General features: G+C 66.5%; 21 protein-coding genes. 14 read left to right on the top strand and 7 right to left on the bottom strand.

Annotation, left to right across the window (positions count from 1 at the left end):
- The first annotated feature begins 3 nt into the window (after positions 1–3).
- Both ypfJ and EL337_RS12175 read left to right on the top strand, forming a co-directional pair.
- On the top strand, positions 4–897 hold the full coding sequence (gene ypfJ, locus EL337_RS12180) for a KPN_02809 family neutral zinc metallopeptidase (protein ID WP_048634821.1): 894 nt from the start codon (positions 4–6) through the stop codon (positions 895–897).
- Positions 890–2,539, top strand: a complete 1,650-nt coding sequence (locus EL337_RS12175; protein WP_048634820.1) for a DUF885 domain-containing protein — start codon at positions 890–892, stop codon at positions 2,537–2,539. Before ypfJ ends, EL337_RS12175 begins: the two co-directional genes overlap by 8 nt.
- On the opposite strand, the gene EL337_RS12170 is transcribed toward EL337_RS12175, so the two are convergent.
- Positions 2,517–3,401, bottom strand: coding sequence for an acyl-CoA thioesterase (locus EL337_RS12170; RefSeq protein WP_048634852.1), 885 nt, complete (start codon positions 3,399–3,401; stop codon positions 2,517–2,519). The genes EL337_RS12175 and EL337_RS12170 overlap by 23 nt on opposite strands.
- A gap of 177 nt (positions 3,402–3,578) precedes the next feature.
- Between EL337_RS12170 and EL337_RS12165 the strand changes: the two genes are divergently transcribed.
- From EL337_RS12165 to EL337_RS12155, 3 genes are all read left to right on the top strand, one after another.
- Complete coding sequence (locus tag EL337_RS12165) at positions 3,579–4,130, top strand: TetR/AcrR family transcriptional regulator (protein ID WP_083443257.1); 552 nt, start codon at positions 3,579–3,581, stop codon at positions 4,128–4,130.
- Positions 4,131–4,245: 115 nt separating this feature from the next.
- Positions 4,246–5,391 (top strand): acyl-CoA dehydrogenase family protein, encoded by a 1,146-nt coding sequence (locus EL337_RS12160; RefSeq protein ID WP_048634818.1) that lies wholly within the window; start codon positions 4,246–4,248, stop codon positions 5,389–5,391.
- A complete protein-coding gene (locus EL337_RS12155; protein ID WP_048634817.1) occupies positions 5,388–6,662 on the top strand; it encodes an acyl-CoA dehydrogenase family protein in 1,275 nt (424 codons plus the stop codon). Before EL337_RS12160 ends, EL337_RS12155 begins: the two co-directional genes overlap by 4 nt.
- A 4-nt stretch (positions 6,663–6,666) precedes the next feature.
- Here the strand turns inward: EL337_RS12155 and EL337_RS12150 are convergent, their stop codons facing one another.
- On the bottom strand, positions 6,667–7,683 hold the full coding sequence (locus tag EL337_RS12150; protein WP_048634816.1) for an Rv2578c family radical SAM protein: 1,017 nt from the start codon (positions 7,681–7,683) through the stop codon (positions 6,667–6,669).
- 141 nt (positions 7,684–7,824) lie between these two features.
- On the opposite strand from EL337_RS12150, the gene helR reads away from it, so the two are divergent.
- Complete coding sequence (gene helR, locus EL337_RS12145; protein ID WP_109860222.1) at positions 7,825–10,053, top strand: RNA polymerase recycling motor ATPase HelR; 2,229 nt, start codon at positions 7,825–7,827, stop codon at positions 10,051–10,053.
- A 1-nt stretch (position 10,054) separates the two neighbouring features.
- On the opposite strand, the gene EL337_RS12140 is transcribed toward helR, so the two are convergent.
- Complete coding sequence (locus EL337_RS12140) at positions 10,055–10,486, bottom strand: Rv2576c family protein (RefSeq protein ID WP_109860228.1); 432 nt, start codon at positions 10,484–10,486, stop codon at positions 10,055–10,057.
- Positions 10,487–10,753: 267 nt separating this feature from the next.
- Here EL337_RS12140 and urtA point away from each other — a divergent pair, with 267 nt between their 5' ends.
- Genes urtA through urtE form a run of 5 tightly spaced genes read left to right on the top strand, consistent with a single transcriptional unit; the run spans position 10,754 to position 15,545 of the window.
- Positions 10,754–12,019, top strand: a complete 1,266-nt coding sequence (gene urtA / locus EL337_RS12135; RefSeq protein ID WP_048634813.1) for an urea ABC transporter substrate-binding protein — start codon at positions 10,754–10,756, stop codon at positions 12,017–12,019.
- A gap of 7 nt (positions 12,020–12,026) precedes the next feature.
- Positions 12,027–12,911 carry an urea ABC transporter permease subunit UrtB gene (gene urtB / locus EL337_RS12130; protein WP_048634812.1) on the top strand — a complete coding sequence of 295 codons (885 nt, stop codon included), beginning with the start codon at positions 12,027–12,029 and terminating at the stop codon, positions 12,909–12,911.
- Entirely contained in the window at positions 12,908–14,023 is a 1,116-nt protein-coding gene (gene urtC, locus EL337_RS12125) for an urea ABC transporter permease subunit UrtC (RefSeq protein WP_048634811.1), read from the top strand. The genes urtB and urtC overlap by 4 nt, the downstream gene beginning before the upstream one ends.
- Positions 14,020–14,853: an urea ABC transporter ATP-binding protein UrtD gene (urtD, locus tag EL337_RS12120; RefSeq protein WP_048634810.1), complete on the top strand. Its 834-nt coding sequence runs from the start codon at positions 14,020–14,022 to the stop codon at positions 14,851–14,853. The genes urtC and urtD overlap by 4 nt, the downstream gene beginning before the upstream one ends.
- Complete coding sequence (gene urtE, locus EL337_RS12115; RefSeq protein ID WP_048634809.1) at positions 14,853–15,545, top strand: urea ABC transporter ATP-binding subunit UrtE; 693 nt, start codon at positions 14,853–14,855, stop codon at positions 15,543–15,545. The genes urtD and urtE overlap by 1 nt, the downstream gene beginning before the upstream one ends.
- A gap of 103 nt (positions 15,546–15,648) precedes the next feature.
- Here the strand turns inward: urtE and EL337_RS12110 are convergent, their stop codons facing one another.
- A complete protein-coding gene (locus tag EL337_RS12110; protein ID WP_232786901.1) occupies positions 15,649–19,101 on the bottom strand; it encodes an RHS repeat domain-containing protein in 3,453 nt (1,150 codons plus the stop codon).
- Between the two features lie 554 nt (positions 19,102–19,655).
- Here EL337_RS12110 and EL337_RS28895 point away from each other — a divergent pair.
- Together EL337_RS28895 and EL337_RS12100 are read left to right on the top strand one after the other, a co-directional pair.
- Complete coding sequence (locus EL337_RS28895; RefSeq protein WP_197724228.1) at positions 19,656–20,210, top strand: hypothetical protein; 555 nt, start codon at positions 19,656–19,658, stop codon at positions 20,208–20,210.
- A gap of 348 nt (positions 20,211–20,558) precedes the next feature.
- Positions 20,559–21,959: a DUF2254 domain-containing protein gene (locus tag EL337_RS12100; protein WP_048634807.1), complete on the top strand. Its 1,401-nt coding sequence runs from the start codon at positions 20,559–20,561 to the stop codon at positions 21,957–21,959.
- On the opposite strand, the gene EL337_RS12095 is transcribed toward EL337_RS12100, so the two are convergent.
- The 3 genes from EL337_RS12095 to EL337_RS12085 all read right to left on the bottom strand — a co-directional run bounded on the left by EL337_RS12095 (position 21,905) and on the right by EL337_RS12085 (position 24,149).
- Positions 21,905–22,471, bottom strand: coding sequence for an MDR/zinc-dependent alcohol dehydrogenase-like family protein (locus tag EL337_RS12095; protein ID WP_232786900.1), 567 nt, complete (start codon positions 22,469–22,471; stop codon positions 21,905–21,907). The two genes, EL337_RS12100 and EL337_RS12095, sit on opposite strands and share 55 nt — an antisense overlap.
- A gap of 271 nt (positions 22,472–22,742) precedes the next feature.
- Positions 22,743–23,276, bottom strand: a complete 534-nt coding sequence (locus tag EL337_RS12090) for a DUF421 domain-containing protein (RefSeq protein WP_048634806.1) — start codon at positions 23,274–23,276, stop codon at positions 22,743–22,745.
- A gap of 27 nt (positions 23,277–23,303) precedes the next feature.
- Positions 23,304–24,149: a SigB/SigF/SigG family RNA polymerase sigma factor gene (locus tag EL337_RS12085; RefSeq protein WP_053086867.1), complete on the bottom strand. Its 846-nt coding sequence runs from the start codon at positions 24,147–24,149 to the stop codon at positions 23,304–23,306.
- Positions 24,150–24,426: 277 nt separating this feature from the next.
- On the opposite strand from EL337_RS12085, the gene EL337_RS12080 reads away from it, so the two are divergent.
- Positions 24,427–24,945 (top strand): copper chaperone PCu(A)C domain-containing protein, encoded by a 519-nt coding sequence (locus EL337_RS12080; RefSeq protein WP_048634805.1) that lies wholly within the window; start codon positions 24,427–24,429, stop codon positions 24,943–24,945.
- Positions 24,946–24,969: the final 24 nt, after the last annotated feature.

The raw sequence follows: 24,969 nt of genomic DNA, 5'->3' as shown, positions 1-24,969 counted from the left end.
GCGATGACCTTCAACGAGGGCATGCGGATCGACACCAGCACCACGTCCAGCAGTGGCGGCGGCCGCGGACCCGGCCGCGGCATCGCGGTCGGCGGCGGACTGGGTGGCCTGTTGATCGTCGTGGTGGCACTGTTCCTCGGCGTCGACCCTGGCTCGGTGTTACCGGACCAGTCCCAGATGGACACCCAGGGCGTGGAAGCCCCCGGATTCGACCTCAGTCAGTGCAAGACCGGTGCGGACGCGAACAACATCGTGCAGTGCCGCGTGGTGGCGACGGGCAACTCCCTCGACGGGGTGTGGGCGCAGCTCATGCCCGACTACACCCGCCCGAAGATCGAGTTGTTCACCGGTGGCGTCAATACCGGCGGGTGCGGTTTCGCCGACAGCGCCGTCGGGCCGTTCTACTGCCCGGGAGACCAGACCGCCTACTTCGACACCGGGTTCTTCGATGTGCTGGTGGACCAGTTCGGTTCCAGCGGTGGCCCCTTCGCGCAGGAATACGTGGTCGCCCACGAGTTCGGTCACCACGTCCAGAACCTCCAGGGTGTGCTCGGCCGCGCGCAACAGGACCCGACGGGTCCGACCGGCGGCGGCGTGCGCACCGAACTGCAGGCCGACTGCTATGCCGGCGTCTGGGCACACTACGCCGCCATCACCAAGCAGGAGGGCACCGATGTGCCGTTCCTGGAACCGTTGAGCGACAAAGACATCGCCGACGCACTGTCCGCCGCATCCGCAGTCGGGGACGACCGCATCCAGGAGGCCTCCACCGGGCGAGTCAGCCCGGAATCGTGGACGCACGGATCGTCGGCGCAGCGGCAGAAATGGTTCACCACCGGCTATCAGACCGGCGACCCGGCCGCGTGCGACACCTTCGCCACGAACAACCTTGGCTAGGCCGAGCACGGCGGTCGACGCCGTCGCAGAGCGCTATCTGCAGACGTACGCGGCGCTGGATCCCTGTGCGGCAACCGAAGCCGGGATCGCAGGGTACGACGAGCAGATCACCGACTACTCCCCCGACGGGGTGTCGGCACGTGTCGAGGCGGCTGCGTCGGCGCTGCGTGAACTCGACGCGACAGAACCCGCCGACGCGGTCGACGTCGTCACCGTCGCCGCGATGCGCGAGCGTCTCGGCGTGGTCCTCGCGATGCACGACGCCGGTCTCGACGTCGGCGAACTGAATGTGATCGCGTCTCCACCGCAGACGATGCGCGACGTGTTCGACCTGATGGCCACCGACACCGAAGAAGAGTGGGCGACTTTCGGCCGCAGGCTCTCGCAGATTCCGCACCGGGTGGCCGGGTACGCCGACGCTCTCCGCGCCGCCGCCTCGGCCGGACACGCACCGGCAGCCCGGCAGGTGCGCCGCGGCATCCAGCAGGCGGGCCAGATCGCCGAACTGTTCATCGACATGGTATCGGCGGCCACGTTGGACAACCCGTTGCTGCACAACGAGATCCGCCAGCAGGCCGAGGATGCGGCCAACGCCTACGCCTCGCTGACGACGGTGCTGCGCGACGAGATCGGCCCGCAGGCACGCACGACGGACGGCTGTGGTCGCGACGCCTACGCGGTGGTGTCGCGACAGTTCCTCGGCGCGTCGGTCGACGTCGACGAGGCGTACGCCTGGGGCTTGGACCTGCTGCACTCCATCGTCGCCGAGCAGGGTGAGATCGCCGACCGGCTCTACCCCGGATCGTCGGCGTCGGAGGCGCTGCACCGACTCGACGGTGAGGAGCGCTACCTGATCCACGGCACCGACGCGCTCCAACGGTGGATGCAGGACCTGTCGGATCGTGTCGTGGATGCGCTGGCCGACACGCACTTCGACATCGCGCCTGCGCTGCGCAATCTGGAATGCCGGATAGCGCCCACCCACACAGGCGGGATCTACTACACCGGCCCGTCGGAAGATCTGTCCCGGCCGGGCCGGATGTGGTGGTCGGTTCCACACGGGGTGCACTCCTTCCACACCTGGCAGGAGATGACGACGGTGTTCCACGAGGGCGTGCCGGGACATCACCTGCAGATCGGCCGCGCCGTGGCGCTGTCCGACCAGCTCAACCGCTGGCGCAGGCTGGGCTGCTGGGTGTCGGGCCACGGGGAAGGCTGGGCGCTGTATGCCGAGCGCCTGATGTCCGAGCTGGGCTGGCTCGATGACGCCGGAAACCGGATGGGAATGCTTGACGCCCAACGCTTCCGGGCAGCCCGCGTGGTGATCGACATCGGCGTGCACTGCGGGCTGACCGCTCCGGACGGCGGCGTCTGGGACGCCGACCGCGCATGGACGTTCCTGCAGACCCACAGCGCGATGGCCGAGGAGAACCTGCGTTTCGAGCTGGACCGCTATCTGGGCTGGCCGGGTCAGGCGCCGTCATATGCGATCGGGCAGCGTATCTGGCAGCAACTGCGCGACGACGCACTGGGCCGCGGTGTGCCACTCAAGGACTTCCACAGCCGTGCGCTGGATCTCGGCGGCCTGCCGCTGGAGGTACTCGGGTCGGCGCTGTCGGCTACAGGCGCGACTGTTCCTTGATCGCCGTATCGGTGGTGCGCAACGGCCGGATCAGCGCATCCTGACTGAAGGATGCGATGAGCTCGCCCTTCTCGGTGTGCACCGCGCCGCGCACATAGGACATACCGGCGCCGACCTGGGTGCTCTCATGGGTGTACAGCAACCAGCCGTCCCAGCGCACGGGCTCGTGAAAGCTGACCGAGGCGGTCATCGGCGCTGTCGAGACGGTGAGGTGCGCCTGGCTCGTCCCGATTCCCTCATGCGCCCGCATGGTGGTCGAAATGCCAAGGTGGCCGGTGAAATAGGCGATGAGCGCCTTGGCCAGGTCATCGCGGGCCGGGATAGGGTCGTAGTGCAGCCAGGCGTGAAGTTCGGGTGGGCCGACCTCATCGGGACTGTTGACATCCACCACGTCGACCAACCGGAGCTCCCTGCCGGTCATCGGCATCGGCGACAGGTGGGCGGCTGACGGCGGCGCCACGTCGGGCTTGGGCAGGTGGTGGCGGATCACGTCGGCGGTCGGCACGTCGGCCAGCACCGTGGTCGTGATGCAGCGCTTGCCGTTCTGCCTGGCTGTCACGATCGCCGTTGCTGTGGAACGCCCTTCGCTGACGACGTCCACCTCCAGCTCGACCGGCCCGGCGGCCACCATGACCGCCCGGGCGAACACCGCGTAGACAGACCGCACCGACTTGTCCGGAAACCGTTTGGCCGCAGCCACAATGGATTGCGCAAGGACCTGGGTGCCTTCGACGACCTGACGCTCATCCTCGCCTGCGGGTCCGGTCTGCGCCGTGAACGTGTTCTCGCCGGTGGGCTCTGCGTCGAAGAGGTCCAGGAGTGCCTGAACCGTCCACTGCGCCTGCTCTGGTCCTGCCGTCATGTTGCTCATCGCCTCCGCTCGGTGACCGTCGGAGGGAACAGTAACCGAGGTTCCCCGAAAGCGGTAACGTCATTACCGTCGACTGTCCGGGACGGGGAAGGGGCGTGCGCCGTGGCCGCTAAGCCTGCGCCGCACTCGCCGGCGTCCGCCGACGACGAGTCCAGGGCCGGCCGGTTCATGCGCTCCGCACTGGCGATCCTCGGGGAAACCGGCAGGACCGACTTCACCGTGCTCGAGGTCGTCGAACGGTCCAAGACCTCGCTGCGGGCGTTCTATCAGCACTTCGCCACCAAGGACGAGCTACTGCTGGCGCTGGTGGAGAGGATCATGGCCGACGCCGGCGAGCGCTGGCGCGCTGAGGCGGAGCGGTTGCCCAGCGATGAGGCCCTTCGGATGCTGATCGACCGCATCAGCGCACCGGCCGAGTCCACCACCCAGGACAGCATCAACCGTGGCCTGACGTACTACAACGACCACCTGCTGGAGACGCGGCCCAAGGAATTCGCGAAGGTGCTGTCGCCGCTGCACCGGCTGCTGGGCGACATCCTCCGGCGCGGGATCGACGAGGGCACCTTCCGTGCCGATCTGGACGTCGACACCGACGCCGCGATCCTGATGCAGACGGTGCTCGGCGCGATGCGTCTGCGGGAGCTCGGCACCGAGCTCAACGGCGTACCGATCGAAGGTGCGGATATCTACGCGTTCTGTATCCGCGCGCTGACGCACTGAACTCCTGAGCAGCAGAAACAGTGTCTGGCTCGGTCCGGCAGCTCGTGGTAATGTCGTTACCACTAAGCGGTAATGGCATTACCGCCTGTGCAATGACCAGGTGTCAGGAGCCCGTGTGACCGACGTCGCCAACCCGGAACAGCTGCTGTTCGCCACCACGACGCAGACGTTCCTGGACAAACAGGCATCACTGACGCACGTGCGGGGCCTGCACGCCTCTGGCGTCTCCTTCCAGCACGAATGGTGGCTGCGGGCAGCGGAATTGGGCTGGACAAGCCTGCTGGTACCCGAGGAGCTCGGCGGCGGCAGCGTGTCGGGCAACGGAGTGGCGGACCTCGCGCTGGTGGCCGAACAGATCGGCCACACGGTCGCGCCGGGTCCGCTGCATCCGGTCAGCGTCGTGCTGGCCGGTCTCGTCGAGGCACCCGGCGGACACGAAGAGACCATCGACGCGCTGGTGTCCGGCGCGATCGTTGCCTCATGGGCGGTGTACGAGCCCACGCGCCCGTTCGCTCCGCTGGCTGCCGGCGCCACCGCCACCACCGCGACACGCACCGACTCCGGATTCCGCATCGACGGGGCCAAGGACCGGGTGGAGGCGGGCGCGGAATGCGACGTCGTCCTGGTCACCGCCGCGTGTGACGGCGCCGTCCGGCAGTTCCTGGTTCCCACCGACGCCCCTGGGGTGACAATCTCCCCGCAGAAGTCGGTGGACATGGTCAAGCGTTATGCCCGTGTGCAATTCGACGGTGTCCAGGTGGGCGAATCGGCCGCGGTGGGCGGCGCCGCGCAGACGCCCGAACTCGTCGGTCGTCAGCACCAGATCGCCCTGATGCTGCAGTGCGCCGAACTCGTCGGAATCCTGGAGTCGGTCCTGACGATGACCAGCCAGTGGCTCGCCGACCGGCACAGCTTCGGGCGACCGCTGTCGTCGTACCAGGCGCTCAAGCACCGAGCCGCGGATATGAAGCTGTGGTTCGAGGCCGCCCGCGCCACCACCGCCGGCGCCGTCAGGGCGGTCGCCGAGCGCTCCCCGGCGGCCAACCTGCTGGCCAGCGTCGCGAAAGCCTATGTGGCCGAACGCGCCCCGGTGATCCTGCAGGACTGCGTGCAGCTGCACGGCGGAATCGGCGTCACATGGGAGCACGACCTGCATCTGTACCTTCGCCGGGTCGCGCTGTACCGGGCGATGTTCGGCTCGCCCGAGGACCACCACCGAATCGTGTACTCGTTGAGCAGGAAGACGGAGGCGACAGCGTGACCGACACCGTGGCATCCACCGACACGGCGGAATCCGTGGCAGATTTCGCCGACCGTGCCCGAGCATGGTTGGCCGCGAACATGCCCCGGATCGACCCCGCCCATCCCCCATGCTCGGTGCGGGCCGAGCAGGCCTCCTGGGACAGAGCCAAGGAGTTGCAGCAGCGGCTGTACCAGGGTGGGTTCGCCGGAATCTGCTTTCCGCGGGAGTACGGCGGCCTCGGCCTCGACTACAGCTACCAGAAGGCGTTCGACGCCGAGTGCCGCCACTACGAGATGCCGCTGATCCTCAACGTCCCGACGTTCACGATCTGTGCCGCGACGATTCTCGACATGGGCAGCGAAGAGCAGAAGCGCGAACGCATTTCGGCCGCCGTACGCGGTGAGGAGATCCTCGTACAGCTACTGAGCGAACCCAGCGGCGGATCCGATCTCGCCGGGGTCATCACCCGGGCCGACCGGCGGGACGGCACCTGGATCGTCAACGGCGCCAAAACCTGGAGCACCAGCGCGTTCGCCGGCGACTACGGCCTGCTTCTGGCTCGCACCGACTGGACCGTGCCCAAGCACGAGGGCCTGACCATGTTCCTGGTGCCACTCAACGCACCGGGAATCACGATGCGGCGCATCAAGGAGGTCAACGGCAACGAGGAGTTCTGCGAGGAGTTCTTCGACGGCCTGGTGCTCGGCGACGACGCGGTGGTCGGCGAGGTCAACGGCGGGTGGGAAGTCGCATCCCGGCAGCTCTTTCACGAACGGCGCGCCGTCGGCGGCGGGTCGGAGTTCGCCAGCGGCACCGGTGCCGAGAACGCCAGCGAGATGCCGCCGGACCACGTAACGCTCGCAGAGGCCACCGGGCAGGGCGACGATCCCCGCATCCAGGATCTGGCCGGCCGCGCACTGGCCCGCCGCATCGTCAAGCAGCAGCTCATCGAGCACGTCGCGAGCGCGATCGGCAACGGTTCGCTGCCACCGAATGCCGGAACGTTGATTCGGCTGTTCCACGCCGAGACAACCGAACTCGAGATCGACACCGCGCTGGCCATCGCCGGCACCGCGGGTGTGGTCGACGAAGGGTCCGCGGACGACCCGGCGGCGTCGGATCTGCTGGACATCGGCGTGCGCTACCTGTCGCGGCAGACCGGGTCGCTGGGCGGCGGAACGTCGGAGATGGCCCGAAACGTGATCGCCGAGCGCATCCTCGGGTTTCCCCGCGAACCGGCCGCCGACCGCGGCGTACCGTTCAATCAGGTGAAGCGCAACAAGACCTGACCGCTCAGAAAAGGGCCGGCTGCAGGTCCTGCTGCACCACGGGCTGCGACTGCGGCGCCTCGCGGAACGAGCGCCGATCCGGCGCGAGGCCGTACTTGGCGATCAGCGGCGCAGCGCGCCGCTGCAGCATCGTGCGGTAGTCCAGCGGCAGATAGGCGCCCCGGCGGTACAGCCGGCGGTACTCGCCGACCAGATCCGGGTGCGTCTGCGCCAGCCAGTCCATGAACCACCCGCGCGTGCTGCCGCGCAGATGCAGGCCGAAGACGGTGACGCTCGTCGCGCCGGCGGTGGCGATCCGGCTCAGCAGGTCGTCGAGATGCTCCTCGGAGTCCGTCAGCCCGGGCAGCACCGGCGCCACCATGACGTGACAGTCCAGACCCGCGTCCCGGATGGCCGCGATCAGTGCGAGCCGCGCCTGAGGTGACGGCGTCCCCGGTTCGACCCGGCTGTGTACGTCGGCATCCCCCACCGCGAGGGACACCGCAACGCTGACGTGCACGCGCCGGGCCGCCTCGGTGAGCAGTGGCAGATCACGGCGCAGCAGAGTGCCCTTGGTCAGGATCGAGAACGGTGTGCCGAAATCGGTGAGCGCACTGATGATCCCGGGCATCAACGCGTACCGTCCCTCCGCCCTCTGATACGGGTCGGTGTTGGTGCCGAGCGCGACGGTCTCCCTGGTCCACGACGGCCGGCGCAGTTCGCGGCGCAGCACCTCGGCGACGTTGGTCTTCACCACCACCTGGGTGTCGAAGTCGCGGCCGGGGTCGAACTCCAGATACTCGTGGGTGGGCCGGGCGAAACAGTAGCGACAGGCGTGCGAGCACCCGCGGTAGCCGTTCACCGTGTAGCGAAACGGCAGCATCGAGGCTGCGGGCACCTTGTTGAGCGCCGACTTGCACATCACCTCGTGGAAGGTGATGCCGTCGAACTGCGGTGTACGCACGCTGCGAATCAAACCGATACGCTGCAGCCCAGGCAGCGCACCGTCATCGACCCCGATGCCTTGCCCGGCCCACCGCATACCCTATGCGAACATACGTTCGATAGAGTGTCAAGTGTCGGCGGCGTGCTGCCGGGGCTTGCCGCACGACCCGGGTCATGGCGCAGATTCGCGCCCGCGGCGTAAAACCATAAGGGGCACATGTCAACCGAGAAGCCACGGATGAACGATTCGCACACCAACTACGATGCCGAGCTCGACGCGGAGCGCAGCTATGTGGCCGGCCTGTACGCGCGACTGGACGCCGACCGCGCACGGGTGAAGGCCCGCCATGCCGCAGCGCTGCGCGGCGACATCGACGCGCAGAACGGCGGCACCCTGGTCGAGCGGGACGCCGAGGTGCGCGCGACGGCCGCCCAGATGGACCGGCTCAACGTGGCCGATGCCGGACTGTGCTTCGGCCGTCTGGACAGCATCGACGGTGAGCGCTCCTACATCGGCCGCATCGGTGTGCTCGACGACGACAACGACCACGAACCGTTGCTCATCGACTGGCGCGCACCCGCCGCCCGCGCCTTCTACGTCGCCACCGGTGCCCACCCGGAGCACATGCGCCGGCGCAGGCAGTTTCGCAGCCTCGGGCGCACCATCATCGATTTCACGGACGAGGTGTTCGGCCGGCCCGCACTCGACGATGCCGACGAGCAGCGCGGCAGCTCCAGTGACGTCGCCCTGCTGGCCGCGGTCGACGCGCCGCGTGGCGAAGGCATGCGCGACATCGTCGCCACCATCCAGGCCGAGCAGGATGCGATCATCCGGCTGGACCATCCCGGGGTGCTGGTCATCGAGGGCGGCCCCGGGACCGGCAAGACGGTGGTGGCACTGCACCGTGTCGCCTACCTGCTCTACACACAGCGCAAGCGCATGGAAAGCCACGGTGTGCTGGTGGTCGGACCGAACGCCGCGTTCCTGAGCCACATCGGGCGGGTACTGCCTTCCCTGGGCGAGACGAACGTGGTGTTCCTGACCACCGGCGAGCTGGTGCCGGGGCTGCGGATCACCGCCGAGGACACCCCGGCGGCCGCACGGGAGAAGGGCTCGCTGCGGATGCTCGACGTGCTGGCAGCAGCGGTCGCCGACCGGCAACGCGTGCCCGACGAGCCACTGCCCATCGACCTGTCGGACGTCTCGGTGCAGATCGACGTCGAGACCGCCCGGTGGGCCATCCAGGAGGCACGCGCCAGCGACCAGCCCCACAACGACGCCAGGACGGTCTTCGTCGACGTGATCACGTGGGTGCTGACCGAGCGCGCGATCGCCAAGATCGGTCGCGGCTGGTTGACCCGGGACGACAAGGCCGCCTGGGAACATCTGCGGGCCGATCTGCTCGACGAACTCGAAGACCATCGCGCATTCACAGCGGCACTCGATCAGCTCTGGCCCATCCTGACTCCGGAAGCGCTTCTGGCAGAACTGTATTCGTCACACGACCGGCTGAAGGCCGCAGGTGCCGACGCGGCGCTGTGGCGCGCCCAGGGCGACGCGTGGACCGTCTCGGACGTACCCCTGCTCGACGAGCTCGTCGACCTGCTGGGCCGCGACAAGTCCGGCGATGAGGCCGCCGAGCGGGAACGACAGGAGGAAGCCGCCTACGCGGCGGGCGTGCTGGACCTGATGATCGGCCGCGAGGACCTGATGGACGACGAGGACCAGCTGATGGCCCAAGACGTCATCGCCGCAGAGGACCTGGCCGAGCGGTTCATCGAACGTGACACCCGCGAACTCGCCGAACGTGCTGCCGCGGACCGGGAATGGACGTACGGGCACGTCGTCGTCGACGAAGCCCAGGAGCTCTCGGAGATGGACTGGCGCGTGCTGATGCGCCGCTGCCCGAGCCGGTCGTTCACGATGGTCGGCGATCTCGCGCAGCGCAGATCGCCTGCCGGAGCCACCTCGTGGGACTCGATGCTCAAACGCTATGTGCCCGACCGGTGGGTGTACCGGACGCTGACGGTGAACTATCGCACCCCGGCCGAGATCATGACCGTCGCCGCGGCGGTCCTGGCCGAGTTCGCACCGGAGATCACGCCACCGGAGTCGGTGCGCTCCAACGGAACTCAGCCGTGGTCGAGGCGGGTGTCGGACGAGGAACTCGCGACCGCCATCGACGAGTTCCTCCGCGAGGAAGCAGGCCGGGAAGGCACCAGCATCGTCATCGGGCCCCCCGGGGTGCCGGGCACGGTGCCACCCACAGCGACCAAAGGGCTGGAGTTCGACGCCGTGCTCGTCGTGTACCCGGAACGGGTTCTGGCAGAGGGCGCACGGGGCGCCGCCGATCTCTACGTCGCACTCACCCGCGCCACCCAACGCCTCGGTGTCCTGCACCGCGATCCGCTACCAGATGCGTTGGCCGGGTTGCGTCCCCGGGCCAGCGGCCATCAGCCCGGCTGAACTACCAACGGCTGAGCTGGCAGCGCACGTTGTACGGGTTGTCCTGCTGGGTGAGGACCTGACCGTCCACGGCGATGTCACAGTGCGCGTTGGGGGCAGCCTGGCCACCCTTGGTGGTACTGCTGACCTGGAGGATGGCCCACTGGGGGTCCTCCATGGTGGTTTCGAAGACCCACGGCACGCCGGGCGCCAGGTTGACCTTCTCGCGCTTGGCGAACGCGTAGGCGTCCGCGTTGAAGGCCTCCATGCTCGGCGGCTGGCTGGTGAGGTAGAAGAGGTCGAACTCGTAGGCGCCGCCGGAGACGAGCGTGTACCGCACCTGCTGCCCGGCAGGCTGCGCGCCGGCCGTGGGCTGGCCGACCATCACCGATGCGGTGGCCGCCAGCAGTGACGCCGCGGCTGCCATTCCTAGCTTCGCTGTAGCTGTTCGCATGTTGGTCACATCGCCGGAGGCTACCGGAGCGTTACGCGAGCACCGGTTCCCCGCCGGTCAGCAAGGTTAATGGCAAACCAACTGTCGCTCGCGGCAACAGGTTAACTTGCGCGTCACACACAGACATTTACCAGAAACACAGGCGATCTAACGTCCCGATTCGACACCGGGGCGGTGTCGACAACTTCGTCGCTGAGAAGCGCTCTGAAGTCCTCCCTCGGCGCCTCATCAGCAGATGAGCGCTGCCGACACTCAGAAAGGCTGTTCATGGAACAACCCCGACGCCACCGTCTGAAGCGATCCGCTCTGGCCGCAGGCAGCGTCGTCGCCGTCGCCAGTCTGGTCCTGGCCGGCTGCGGCAGTAAGGCGAGTGAGACGGATTCAGCAAATGCCGAGTCGTGTGTGGACACCTCCGGGTCCACCATCAAGGTCGGCGCGCTGAACTCGCTGTCGGGCACCATGGCGATCTCAGAGGTCACGGTCCGCAATGCCATCGACCTGGCGGTGGAGCAGATCAACGGTTCCGGCGGCGTCCTGGGCAAGCAGATCCAGCTGGTCGGCGAGGACGGCGCCTCCGAGCCCACCGTGTTCGCCGAGAAGGCCGAGAAACTGATCAGCAGTGACTGCGTCGCGGCGGTGTTCGGCGGATGGACCTCGTCGAGCCGCAAGGCCATGCTGCCGGTGTTCGAGGGCGCTAACTCATTGCTGTACTACCCCGTGCAGTACGAGGGCCTGGAGTCCTCCCCCAACATCTTCTACACCGGTGCGACCACCAACCAGCAGATCGTCCCCGCGCTCGACTACCTCAAGGAGAAGGGCGTCAAGTCTCTTTACCTGGTCGGCAGCGACTACGTGTTCCCGCAGACCGCCAACCGCATCATCAAGGCGTACGCCGACGCCAACGGCATGGAGATCAAGGGCGAGGACTACACGCCCCTCGGCAGCACCGATTTCTCCACCATCATCAACAAGGTGCGCACCGCCGACGCCGATGCGGTGTTCAACACGCTCAACGGTGACTCGAACGTGGCGTTCTTCCGCGAGTACAAGAACGTCGGCCTCACCCCGCAGGACATGCCTGTGGTGTCGGTGTCGATCGCCGAGGAAGAGGTCGGCGGCATCGGTGTGCAGAACATCACGGGACAGTTGACGGCCTGGAACTACTACCAGACCATCGACACCCCGGTGAACAACGAGTTCGTCAAGGCCTACAAGGCCAAGTTCGGCGCGGACAAGCCGACCTCCGACCCGATGGAGGCCGCCTACGTGTCGGTCTACCTGTGGAAGAACACCGTCGAGAAGGCACAGTCGTTCGGCGTCAAAGAGATTCAGGACAACGCGGGTGGCGTCACGTTCGACGCTCCGGAGGGCCTGGTCACCATCGACGGCGACAACCACCACATCACCAAGACCGCGCGCATCGGCGAGATCCGGCCCGACGGCCTGATCTACACGACCTGGGAGTCCCCCGGCCCGATCGAACCCGACCCGTTCCTGAAGTCCTACCCGTGGGCCGCCGGCCTCTCGGGCTGATCAACATATGGATGTCGTAATCGGACAGCTGGCAACGGGATTGAGCCTCGGCTCGATCCTGTTGCTGGCCGCACTCGGACTGTCTCTGACGTTCGGCCAGATGGGCGTCATCAACATGGCGCACGGTGAGTTCATCATGGCCGGCTGCTATACGGCGTACGTCGTGCAGCAGATCGTGTCGAGTACCGGTGTCTCGCTGATCATCTCGCTGGTACTGGGATTCGTCATCGGCGGTCTGCTCGGTGTCCTCCTCGAGGTGACGCTGATCCAGCGGATGTATCACCGGCCGCTGGACACGCTGTTGGTCACCTTCGGCGTCGGACTGATCCTGCAGCAGTTCGCCCGGGACCAGTTCGGCGCACCCGCGGTGAACGTGATCGCACCCGAGTGGCTGTCCGGCGGAATCGAGATCCTCGGCGCCGTCGTCCCCAAGACACGCATCTTCATCCTGGTGCTGGCCGTCGTCTGCGTCGCGGTGCTGGCCGCCGTGCTCAAGGTGAGCCCGATGGGTCGGCGGATCCGGGCCGTGGTGCAGAACCGCGATCTTGCCGAGACCAGCGGTATTTCGTCGCGCCGAACCGATATCACGACATTCTTCATCGGTTCCGGCCTTGCCGCCGTCGCCGGTGTCGCGTTGACGCTGATCGGCTCCACCAGTCCGACGATCGGTCAGAGCTATCTGATCGACGCGTTCCTGGTCGTCGTGGTCGGCGGACTCGGACAGATCAAGGGCACCGTCATCGCAGCGTTCGCTCTGGGCTTTTTGAACTCGTTCATCGAGTACAACACCACGGCGTCGTTGGCCAAGGTGATCGTCTTCGTGATCATCGTCATCTTCCTGCAGGTGCGTCCCCAGGGCCTGTTCACGGTGCGGACAAGGAGCCTCGTATGAGAACACTCCTCGGGCGTTGGCAGACCTGGCTCGGCTTCGGCATTGCCGCGCTGGTGCTGTTCGTCATCGCGCCGGCGGTGCTGTCGGACTTCCGGCTCAGCCTGCTGGGCAAGTTCCTGTGCTTTGCGATCGTCGCCGCCGGCATCGGCCTGGCCTGGGGTCGCGGCGGCATGCTGGTCCTGGGCCAAGGCGTGTTCTTCGGTCTCGGCGGCTACATGATGGCCATGCACCTCAAGATCGCCGACGCGGAGGTGCGCGGCGACGAGGTGCCCGACTTCATGCAGATTCAGGGCGTCCGCGAACTGCCCGGCTACTGGGCGCCTTTCGCGTCGCCGGTCTTCACGCTGCTGGCCATCGTGCTGGTGCCGACGGCGATCGCGGCGGTGCTGGGCCTCGGCGTCTTCAAGCGCAAGGTCAAGGGTGCCTACTTCGCCATCCTCTCCCAGGCGCTCGCGGCCGCCCTGGCGATCCTGTTGGTAGGGCAGACCAGCCTGGGCGGATCGAACGGGCTCAACAGATTTCGCACCTTCTTCGGGTTCACGCTCAACGATCCCGTGAACCGGCGGATGCTGTACTTCATCGCCGCGGTGGTGCTGCTCGTCGTCGTCGCCGTGGTCCGTCAGCTGATGCAGAGTCGCTACGGCGAGTTGCTGGTGGCAGTGCGCGACGGCGAGGAGCGCGTGCGCTTCCTCGGCTACGACCCGGCCAACATCAAGGTGGTGGCATACGCGGTCGCGGCACTGTTCGCGAGCATCGCCGGTGCGCTGTTCGCGCCCATCGTCGGGTTCATCGCGCCCTCACAGGTCGGGATCCTGCCGTCCATCGCGTTCCTCATCGGCGTCGCGATCGGCGGACGCACCACGCTGCTGGGCCCGGTCCTGGGTGCAATCGGGGTGGCATGGGCGCAGACCCTGTTCTCCGAGCAGTACCCGTCCGGGTGGATCTACGGGCAGGGCCTGCTGTTCATCGTGGTCGTCGGGTTCTTCCCCGCCGGACTCGCGGGGCTGGGTGTGCTCATCAAACGCCGCCGCAAGGCCAAGACCGGCGATGAACCGCCCGCGAAGGCTCCCGATCCCGATCCCGACGCAGAGAAGGTGAGCGCCAGCTCATGACCGAGGCGCACGCAAGCACCGCGGGCAGAGAGCCCACCGTCGGCGGGAACGCCGGCATGGGCGCCCAGTATCTCCAAGTACGGGGCCTGACAGTGGATTTCGACGGCTTCAAGGCCGTCACCGACGTCGACCTGACCCTGTTCCAGGGTGATCTGCGGTTCCTGATCGGCCCCAACGGCGCGGGCAAGACCACGGTGATCGACGCGATCACCGGCCTGGTGTCGGCATCCGGCTCGGTCAACAAGTCCGGGGTGGAACTGCTCGGCAAGAAGGTGCACCAGATCGCCCGGCGGGGTGTGGGACGCACGTTCCAGACCGCCAGCGTCTTCGAGCAGCTGACCGTCCTGCAGAACCTGGACATCGCCGCCGGCGCGGGCCGGTCGGTGTGGACGCTGATGCGCCGGCGCAACGGCGTCCTGCCTTCGATCGAACAGGCGCTGCACACCATCGGGCTGACCCACCTGGCCGACAAACCCGCCGGGGTGCTGGCGCACGGACAGAAGCAGTGGCTGGAGATCGGCATGCTGCTGGTGCAGAACGCCGACGTGCTGCTGCTCGACGAGCCGGTCGCCGGCATGAGCACCGAAGAACGCGAAGAGACCGGAAACCTGTTGCGTCGCATCGGCGCCGAACGCACCGTGGTCGTCGTCGAGCACGACATGGACTTCATGCGGGCCTTCGCGACGTCGGTCACCGTGCTCGCGCGCGGTCAGGTGATCGCCGAAGGATCGGTCGCCGAGGTGCAGGCGAACCCGAAGGTCCAGGAGGTCTACCTGGGCACCGCCGCGGCCGGGGCCGACGGCATCGAACTCGCCGAGGAGAACTCCTGATGCTGCAACTGGTCGACGTCCACACCGGTTACGGCCGAAGCGAGGTCATTCACGGCGTCAGCATCGAGGTGCCCGTCGACGGAGTCGCGGCCGTGATGGGGCACAACGGCGCCGGCAAGACGACACTGCTGCGCGCAGCCGTCGGATTGCTGAAATGCACTGCAGGCAAGGTGCTTTTCGACGGTGACGACATCACCAAGCTCCGACCCAGCGCCCGGGTGTCACGCGGCCTCGCCTACGTCCCGCAGGGCCAGCAGTCGTTCGGGCAGCTCACCACCGCCGAGAACCTCCAGGTGGTCGCCGACGGTCGCAAGAACGGCAAGGCACTGATCGATGAACAGCTGGACCTGTTCCCGGCGTTGAAGGAACTGCTGACCCGGCGCGCGGGCCTGCTCTCGGGCGGTCAGCGGCAGCAGCTCGCCATCGCGCGCGCGCTGATCACCACACCCAAGTGTCTGATCCTCGACGAGCCGACCGAAGGTATCCAACCGTCGGTCGTCCACGAGATCGAGGAGGCCATCACGGCACTGACAGCCCGCGGCGGTCTCGGCGTGCTCCTGGTCGAGCAGCACATCGGGTTCGCGCTGGAATCGGCGCAGAGCTACTACATCCTCGAAGCCGGGCGGGTCACCTCCAGCGGCACCGGCGGTTCGGCGTCCGAGGACGACGTCCGCGCCGCGATGGCCATCTAGGTCCCCTCACCCCGCGAGCGTGCGTGTCTGCGGGCGACACGCCGCGCAATTACCGACAAATGCGCACGCTCGCAACGAGGTTCGGTGAGGAGCCAGGGCGGAGTCAGTTGCCGAAGGTCCTGGTGGTGTTATTCCACTGGACCCACGCACGCGAGAAATAGGTGGTGTCGACGACACCGTTGGTGACCCGGTAGTGGCCATCGTAGACGGTGTAGATCTGGATACCGGTTTGCTGGGTGCCGGCGCCGTTGCTGTTGCCGGTCCAGCTGAAGGTGTGCTGGTTGCCGGCGTTGATGGTGACCGACCCCCTGCTGAGGGTGTACCACGGGCTGCCCGTGCCGTTGTTCGACGTGTTCAGGCTGCCGCTGAGATCGTCGCCGTCGGGGTCGTTCGTGGTGGCCGTGGCAGTACAGGTACCAAACAAACACGCCGGACTGTTGGTGCCGATCGTGGGACTGGCGTTGATCGCGTAGATCGGGACCTTCACCGTCACCTGAGCGGTACCGCCGAATCCGTCGGAGACGGTGGCGGTGAACGCGTCCTCCCACGCCGCGAGGGCGACACCGTTGTAGGTGCTGCCCGCGGCTCCGATCCTGGCCACAGCGTGGCGCTGCGCCACCGTGAGATTGCTCGTATACGTGAACGTGCCGTCGGCGGCGAAAGTGATGGTGGCGCCGCGCGACGATGTGGCGGTAGCCCACACCGGAGTGTCGCCGTCCGCATCGGAATACGTGAGCTTTCCGGTACTGGTCTGCGTAGTTCCCGACAACGTGCCGACCGTCGGCTGCGTGGTCAGGACCACCGTCGGATTGGCGTTCGACACCGTCGGCGCGACAGCCATGCGCAGCGTGACCTGGCGGCCGTCGGCATCAGTGGCGATCACCGTCACCATGTCGTCCGGCGTTGTGGTGTGTCCCAGGCTCGCGTTCCTCGTGTACGTGAAGGCGCCGGTGACCGGGTTGAAGGACGTGACGCTTCCCTTCGTCGGCGAGGCCCCCAGCGTGTAGCTGACGAACGCGCCGGGCTTGTTCGTCGAGGCCGGCGGTGTCCCGGTGACGACGTTTTGCGTCGAGGTGTTGACGTTGCCCGGGGTGACCGAGGTGGTGTTAGGCACCGTGACCGTCACGATGGTGTTGCCGAAATGGCCGTCGTTGATCTGCACCTGGAAGCTCTGGTTGGCGCCGGCCGTCGCATTCGAGACGTAGGTGAAGTCGCCAGTCGTCGGATTGATCGTGACGATGCCGCCGTTGTTCGCGCCGTTCTTGGTGTACGCAGAGTTGCCGGACAGGCCGTTGACCGACGAGCCCACCAGCGAATACTTCAGCGTGTCACCGTCGGAGTCGCTGCCGTTGACCTTGCCCTTCACCACGCCCGCTGCGTCGGTTCCGGTCACCGTGACGGACCCGGTGGGGTTGGCGTTCGTCCCTCCGATGATCTCGATCCGGAACGTGAGGGTGTACGGGGCACCGTCCGCGGACAGCACCGGAACCTGGACGGTGTCGTATCGGTCGTCCTCGTTCTCCGAGGTCGACCTGTGAAAGAACGCCGCGTCGTGGAACTTGGGGTCCCACACCGCCGGCGGCGTGTACGTGAATCCACCGGTGCTGTTGTTGATGGTGACCAACGCATTGGTTGCCGACGTGAACGTCCCACCTTGGGACACACCGAAGAATTTGACCGGGTTGCCGTCCTGATCGAGCACGTGGAACGTCCCGGCGGCGTAGAGACCCAACGCGTTCTTGTAGTGCCAGCTGTCGTACGTCGTCGTGGTCGAATAGGTCTGCAGGGCGGCCATTTCCTGAAACCGCTTGTAGATGCCGACGAATGCGGTGTAGGTCATGATCGTGTACGGGTTCACCTGGTCGGCGGTCCACGTCGGAAGCGTCACGTTCCACGCCCTGGCCGGGTCATCGAACGCGCCCCCGTCCCCACCGAACAGAGCGCCGGCCTGAGCGGCAACGACCTTTGCCGAAAGTGAATTGAAGTCGTTGAGGTCCGACGCCGTGACGGTCGCCCCCGTGGTGGCCTTGATGACGTGGATCTCCCACTGAACCGGGTCGTAGATGCCGTTCAGCATGTCTTGGAGGACCGTCGCCGTCCCGACCACCGCGGCACCCATGATCTTGTAGGGCGAGATGATGTCGAGGGCGCCCGCCCCGTCCGCGATCTTGAACGGGGGCACGACCCGGTTCAGAAAGTCGCCCCACGCATTGAGACTGTCGGTATACGAGTAGCCGGGAATTCCCGAGAGCACGAAGAGTCCGAGAACCCTGCCGAGATCGGGGAGCCACACCGCCGGACTGCCGGCAAAAGCTGTTGCGATCAGGGCGTCGAGCTGATTGTTGGCGGTGTCGAGGCTGTGGTCGGTCAGATAGTTGGTGATGTCGACGAAATTCTTCGGCGGCGTGCCAGGCCAGCCCGCCAGCCGAGTCACCGCCCTGGCCAGGGTCTCCAGGAAGTGCTGGTTCGACCCCACCGGAGCAGCCGCGGCCGCCATGATCGACGTGCGTGCGGACTCTGCCGAGGCCGACGAATCCGCGCTGTACAGATTGCCGGCGACGGGGGCTCCGATGACCGGGACCAGGCCGATCAGGTCGCGTCCGAGGTCGCGGATCTCGTCGGCGATGTCCTCGCTGTCGCCACGCAGGACAGCAGCGCCCAATGCGCCGAGATTCATCAGAGCGCTGACGGCGTAGACGCCGGTTCCCACCCCGGGGATCCATCCGATCGATGTGCCGAGCTGCGCCAACGTCTTTTCAGTCGCCAGTTCTACGACGGTGGCCACGGCCGCACGCTCAGCGGCACGAGTCTCCTGATTCTGCCGGGCCGCAAGCCACATGGCTTGGAGCGCGTTGCCGATCGGGTTCACCGGCGCGGAGTCATCACCCGGGATCGGCGCGGCCCCGAATTGCTTCATGATCTCTTTGACCATGGCGATGAGTGCCGCCGCGGTCTGCTCGCCTTCGGTGGGGGTTTCGGATGCCGCGGTCCCCGCGCCCGACGAGGCTGCGGTGCTGTTGGTTGATGCTGCCGATCCCGGCCCGGCGGTGGCCTCCGGCTCGGAAGTCTGTTCCGCCGCAGGCAGATTCGCTGCCGGTGGCTCGGCGGTGGTCGGTTCGGTCGCGGCGGACGGCCGCGGATTCGCTCTGGTTTTCACCGGCGCTTCAGCGACTGCCGGATCGTCACCCTCTGGGGCCGAAAGGGTTTCGTCGTCGGGATCCTCTGGGGACTCCGGTTCCGAACCGTCACTCGAGTCGTCGGTCTCGTCGACGTCCACGTCGGTGTCGGTGTCGTCCACGTCGGTGTCGTCGGTGTCGTCGGTGTCGTCGACGCCCACGTCGGCGTTGTCAGTGTCGGTGTCGGTGTCGTCAGATGAGGAGGACGACACCGGGTCGCTCGGTCCACCATCTGCCCTGGGGCGATCGGTGTCGCGACTGCCCGAGTCGTCGGTGCCGGTGCTCTGGTCGCGGGTTTTCGTCGGGGCGTCTGCAGCCGCCGCACCGACTCCCGGGCCACCGACGACCGCGGCGGCCAATCCGATGCCGACCGCGCCCACGCCCAACCAGTGGGCGCAGGTCGTCGTCGTAGCGGTACTGGACTTGCGATGGCGGCCCCGAGCACGACGCGGTTTCCGGGGGCTGGAGGCGGCCAATGTTGCTCCTTGCTCTCTCGATTTCAGCGAGGTACTTCGAACAGCTATACGATCACTACATCCGCGCAAACACGACTGGTCATGCGGTGCTTGCCATGGCAAATGTGATCCACGGCACGTCGGACGCACTCGGGAAAGAGTAACACCTGCGTCAATTATTCCTTGCAGACACCTTGGAAAACCGGTTTGAACAGTGTAAATAGCATTGTTCACTGCTCTCGTACTCCGCTGAAATCCCCCGCCAAGCCCCAGCGGACAGGCTCGCGTCAATTCTCCTGCGTCGCGTACCTCGCCCACTGGACGCATCTCGATAGAGATGTCGCAAACTACCTGGCAAACACTTGGACAGAAATCCGCGCGCCAACGAAATTGGTTTTTGTCGCACTGTCGTGGTCAACACGCCATAGAAATCCGCAACATCATGAACGCTCGCGGGTCGATTCGGCGAGTCTGTATCGATGGGCACCCCGCCGGAACCCGTCGTCATCGCCGAACAGGGCGGTCTGGTGGTGGCCGAATGCGGGCCCGACGTTCTGGTGCTCGATCGCGGCAACGGGGCAGCGCAGATCGCTTCGTTCGTCCTCATGGTCATCACGCTGGTGTTCGGCGGGTTCGGGACCGTATCTGTCGTCTCCGCCGCGGTGGGCGCGATGGCGCCGCAGTACGGGATCGTCGGCGCAGTGATGCTCGCCGCGGGCGTTGTCGCCGGTATCGGGATGTTCCAAACCGTCAGGGGGATCCGCCGGAGACGACGCCGGCCGTTGAGCTCCTTCACCCCCGTCGCAGTGTTCGACCGCGCGCACGGGGTGTACCGCGCAGGCACCGGCCAGATCCTCGCCCCGCTCGATCAGGTTCGCTTCGAACGCCGCATGCAGATCACGTCCAGTTCATCGGCGTTGGTGGCGGTGACACCCGTAGGCGCCCACGTGCTCAAGCGGGGCAACCCGTTCGGCGGCGGCATCGGCACCCTCGATCAGGTGCTCAACGCCCTCATGGGTGGCCGCCATGGCTGACCGCCGTGGTCGTGTTTGCCCCCGGGCCCGTGGGGTGGCGCGAAGACGACACCGTGAGCCAGAGGGGGGCAGCCGACGATCCGATCCGCAACGCGGGCACAGCAGCCCGGCAGCCATCATCGTAAGCTCCGAATCGCCCACTGCGCTGGGCTCGTGTGCGCTCGCCGCACTCTGTATTGGCCGGCTGTCGTTGCGCGGCCTGCGAGATATTCGACGCGCGGAAGCGCCTGTGACGTTGATCGACGAGCATTCCAGGCGTACCGCTGAGCCGGTTCACCCCTGGTGGTCACCTCACCCCGCGGGGGCGCCCTTCCCCGATCCACATTGCGCGGCCGGTAGCGTCGGCCGATGAGCCGAGGCAGAACCACTTCCCAGGACAGATCCGGGCCTTTGGAAGCGCTCCGGCAACGACGCACGGTATTCGTCGACGCGTGGCGCAGCCGGCTTTGGCCTGTACCAGCGCTGGGCGTCGTCATCGCGATCCTCGCCGGTATCGCCATTCCCGAACTCGACGGCACTCTCGACACACAGATGCCCCCGACTTTGTCCGCCTACCTGTTCGGTGGCGGAGCCGACGCAGCGAGGGAAGTACTCGGCGCCGTCGCGACATCACTGATCACCGTCACCTCACTGACCTTCTCGCTGACCGTGGTCACACTGCAGCTGGCCAGCAGCCAGTACACGCCGCGGCTGCTGCGGACATTCGCCGCAGATCGGTTCGTCCAACGCACCCTGGCACTGTTCCTCGCGACCTTCGTGTACGCGCTGACTGTTCTGCGTACCGTCCGCAACGACGGCGACTCGGGGGCGGAGTTCGTCCCGCAGATCGCGGTGACCGTGGCCTACCTGCTGGCCATGGCCAGCGTGCTGGCGCTCGTCCTGTTCCTCGGGCATCTGGTCCGGCAGATCCGCATCGAGACCATGCTCGACCACGTCTCTTCGGACATCGAGAAGACCGCCCATCGCATGCTGGATCTGCTCGACGACACCCCGGACCACGACGTCGCGCCTCGCCCACCCGCCTCCGCCTCGTTGATCACCGCCAGTTCGTCGGGTTTCCTCGTCGAGGTCGACGAGCAGGCGCTGCTTGCGGCGGCGGTCGAGGCGGACGCGGTGATCTGGGTCGACCGCCCGGTCGGATCGGACGTGCTGGCGGGTGTCCCGGTGGCGTTGTGCTGGCCCGCCGGGGAGTCGGGTGCGTCCTTCGCCGACGAGCGATTGTCGCGGTTGCGCGACTGCGTGTCCGGGGCGCTCAGTACCGGCATCGAACGTACCGCGACCCAGGACATCGGTTACGGACTTCGTCAGCTCACAGATGTGGTGGTTCGCGCTCTGAGCCCCGGCATCAACGACCCCACCACCGCGATACACGGTCTCAATTCGTGCAGCGCAACGCTGTGCGAACTCGCCAGGTACCAGTTGGGGCGCCGGCCGCTGCGGGACAACGACGACGTGCTGCGGGTGGTGCTTGCGCGCCCGGATCTGCCAGACCTGCTCGACCTGGTTTGTGCCCAGCCCCAGCTTTATGGTGCCAGCGACCCCGCCGTGCTGGCGCGATTGCTGTCGATGCTTAGGGAGTTGGCCTGGGTCGTGGTTCTTCCGGAGCACCGGCAAGCCGTTGTCGATCGGCTGCGAAGGCTGGAAACCACTGTCGCTGAACAGAATTTTGACGGCACCGATCGCCACCGGCTGGATCAACTCGTCCAACACGTGCGGGACGCGTTGCAGCGGCGCTGGCCGGCGACCTGAGCGCTCGGTCTGTGCTCACCGAATAGCGCGAGACCCGATTGGCAGCCCTGGTCAGACATCCGAGATATCGATGGCGACCTTGATGTCGCCGTCGCGGGGATGAACGCATCCGTCGCGCGGTGTGACAACGCTTGTGCGGCAGGGCGGGAGTGCCTTGTGTTGGAGTTCATCGATCCCACCACGGCATCGTTTTCCAGCACGATGTCGCGTTTCAGCGCGTCCGCGTCGATGTGCACGGTTCGGCCGGCGGGCGACATCCCAGTCAGGTACACGATGCCGTAGCGCGCAGTGGTCGCCATCGCGGCGATGACCACCTCGCCGGCGCCGGTCGCTTCGATGATCACATCGGGCTGCAGACGAGCGGCAAGGTCGTCCACGGGTTGGTGGTGATAGGTCGCACCGAGCGGCTTGGGGCCGTCTATCACCCGGTCCAGTGCGTGCACGTCCAGTCCGCGCTGCACTCCGAGCAAGGCGGCGAGCAGACCTATCGGTCCAGCTCCGGCGACCAGCAACAGTCGTGGGTCGAACCGGCTCCCACTTCAACGGCGTAATTGGTTGGAATAAAACATCATTCGCTGCTGCAGCCGTCGACCTGTGTGATACCCCGTTCGGTGTCTACCCCCGACGGTGTGCGACGTGGCCCAGCGATTCGCCCGAGCACCAACCTGTCCCGGCCAGGCGGCGCCCACCCATACTGTCCGCTGACGCGTCGAAACCTGTATCCGGATCGGGCACGTCGGTGACACGCAATCCCGCGGAACCGGGTTCAATTGTCAAGGCCCATCATTTCGTCCGACCATCGTCCACCGGGGTGCTCTGCACGCCGGAGAGCGCCGAGCCATCGCCGATCTTGTCCGCGGTGATCACGCTGAGCGAACCGTCGGACTCCAGCACCACAGCGACCACTTGGCTGACGTCACCCTGTCCCGACGACCGAATCACCTGCCGGATTTCATCGACGCTCACCCGCTGCGACGTCAACGCGTCGTCGAGCAAGCGGCCCTGCGACACAAGAAGAGTCGGCCTGGCGGTCAGGACGGAACGTCCGGCGTTGAGTCGTGAGGCAACGGTCGCGGCCACGAACTGCAGTGTCGCCAGCAGCGCCAGTGCTGTCGCGCCCTCCACGAAGGACACGTCGGAGTTGAGCAGGATCGTGGCGAGCGTGGAACCGACGGCGACAGTGACCACCAGATCGAATGCGTTGAGTTTGGCCAGCGTGCGCTTACCCGTCAACCGGAGGATGACGATCACGGTGACGTAGGCCGCCGCTCCGACCGACACCACTCTGACGACGTCTGCCCAGGAATCAAACCACATGGTAGTCAACTACTTTCGTCGTGAACTTCAGAAGGTGACTGCAGCGGGCGCGAGAAGACAGACGACGACGGGCACGTCGACATAGAGTCGTTGCCGGAGCCGTGTCAATGTGCCGTCCAGGAGGCGCGAGACCTGGACCTGCGAGATGTTCAGGCGCAGAGCGATTTCTCGTTGTGTCAGACAATCGAAGAAGCGCATGCCCAAGATTGCCCGACGACGAGGATCCAGTTCAGCAATGACTTCCCTGAGAACGATGAGGTCCTCGATCGAATCGAAACCCGGATCGTCCACTCCCTGCGACTCGCCGATACTGGTACCGCCTTCCTGGAAGTCACCCCGGGGCGCGTCGAGCGATACGGGGCGATAGGCCCAGTGCGCGGACTGACTTTGGGCGACTTCGTCCTCGCCGACGCCGAGTTCGCGCGCAATCTCTGGATCCGTCGGTGGTCGGTTCAACCGCTGGGAGAGTTCCTCCACGGTGCGCCGCATCCTGAGTTGCGTCTCCTGAACCCTGCGCGGGACCCGCATCGACCAGGTGGCGTCGCGGAAGTGTCGGCGCACCTCGCCCCGGATCGTCGGCAACGCGAACGCCATGAAACGGCCTCTGCCCGGAACGTACCGGTCGACGCTTTTGACAAGACCGATGCGGGCGACCTGTATCAGGTCGTCCGACGGCTCACCCCGGCCGGCGAACCGGTAGGCGATGTGATCGGCGAGTGGCAGGCATTCAGTGATGATGTGTCCGCGGCGGCGGCGGCGCTCAGCGGCGTCGCCGCACTCTGCCATCGACAGCAACTGATCCTCAATGTTCGTCCAGTCGGGGCGGCGGGTGGCAGCCTCGGTTCGTTCTCCGATGCGCTCTGCGACGGTCATGACAGCCTTCCCTGTGCGGCGCAGAAGCGACGGGGCGGCTTCCGCAAATAACCTGCAAACCGCCTACCCGGGTGGGGCGTGGAAACCGGGCCGGGGCGTAATCGTTGCGTAATCGCAATCACAGCCGGGTGTTTAGGCAGCGCGACGTGGGAACGCTCACGCGAATCGCACGACTACCACAGGTCGCTCTTACCTTCCTCACGTAGGCGCCTCGGCTTTCGCAGACGAATACGCGCAGTGGGGTATCAGAACCGCGCGGCGGGGAACGGAGGAGTCGATGAGATCAACGAAGTTACGCAGAAGTGGCTCGGTGTTGGCGGGCACGGCAGCGCTGACGATGTCCGTCGCCGGCTGCGGTGAGGATCCGGTCTTGGACTCGTCCAATCGCGGATCGGGGTCACACACCGACGACACCTCGGTGGAGAACGCGTACATCGTGCCGGCCTATGTGCCTGGCCAGTGCGCGATCCAGCTCAACGCCGGCGGTGCCATGCGGTTCACGATCACGAACAACCGTCCGGCCGAGACCGAGCGCCTTCTCGGAATATCGACAGGTGCGGGGGAGCAAGCGCGAGTCATCGGTAGCGTGGCGATCCCGCCCAAGTCCGCGGTCAGCTTCGGTGAGCCCAACGCAGAACCGGGTGCCGGCGATGCGAGCGGACCGCCGGTGCTGCTGGACCGGTTGGACCCAGATCTGGTACCGGCCACCAGCGCCGATGTCACCTTCCATTTCGAGCGGGCAGGCGACCTCACGTTCCCGGTGCCGGTGGAGGCCTGCCCGATTCAACAGCGGTGACGTTCCACCGCACGGCCTTCCGCC

It is taken from the genome of Mycolicibacterium aurum (assembly GCF_900637195.1).
Lineage (GTDB): Bacteria > Actinomycetota > Actinomycetes > Mycobacteriales > Mycobacteriaceae > Mycobacterium > Mycobacterium aurum.
This window is presented reverse-complemented; position numbering and strand designations above follow the sequence as displayed.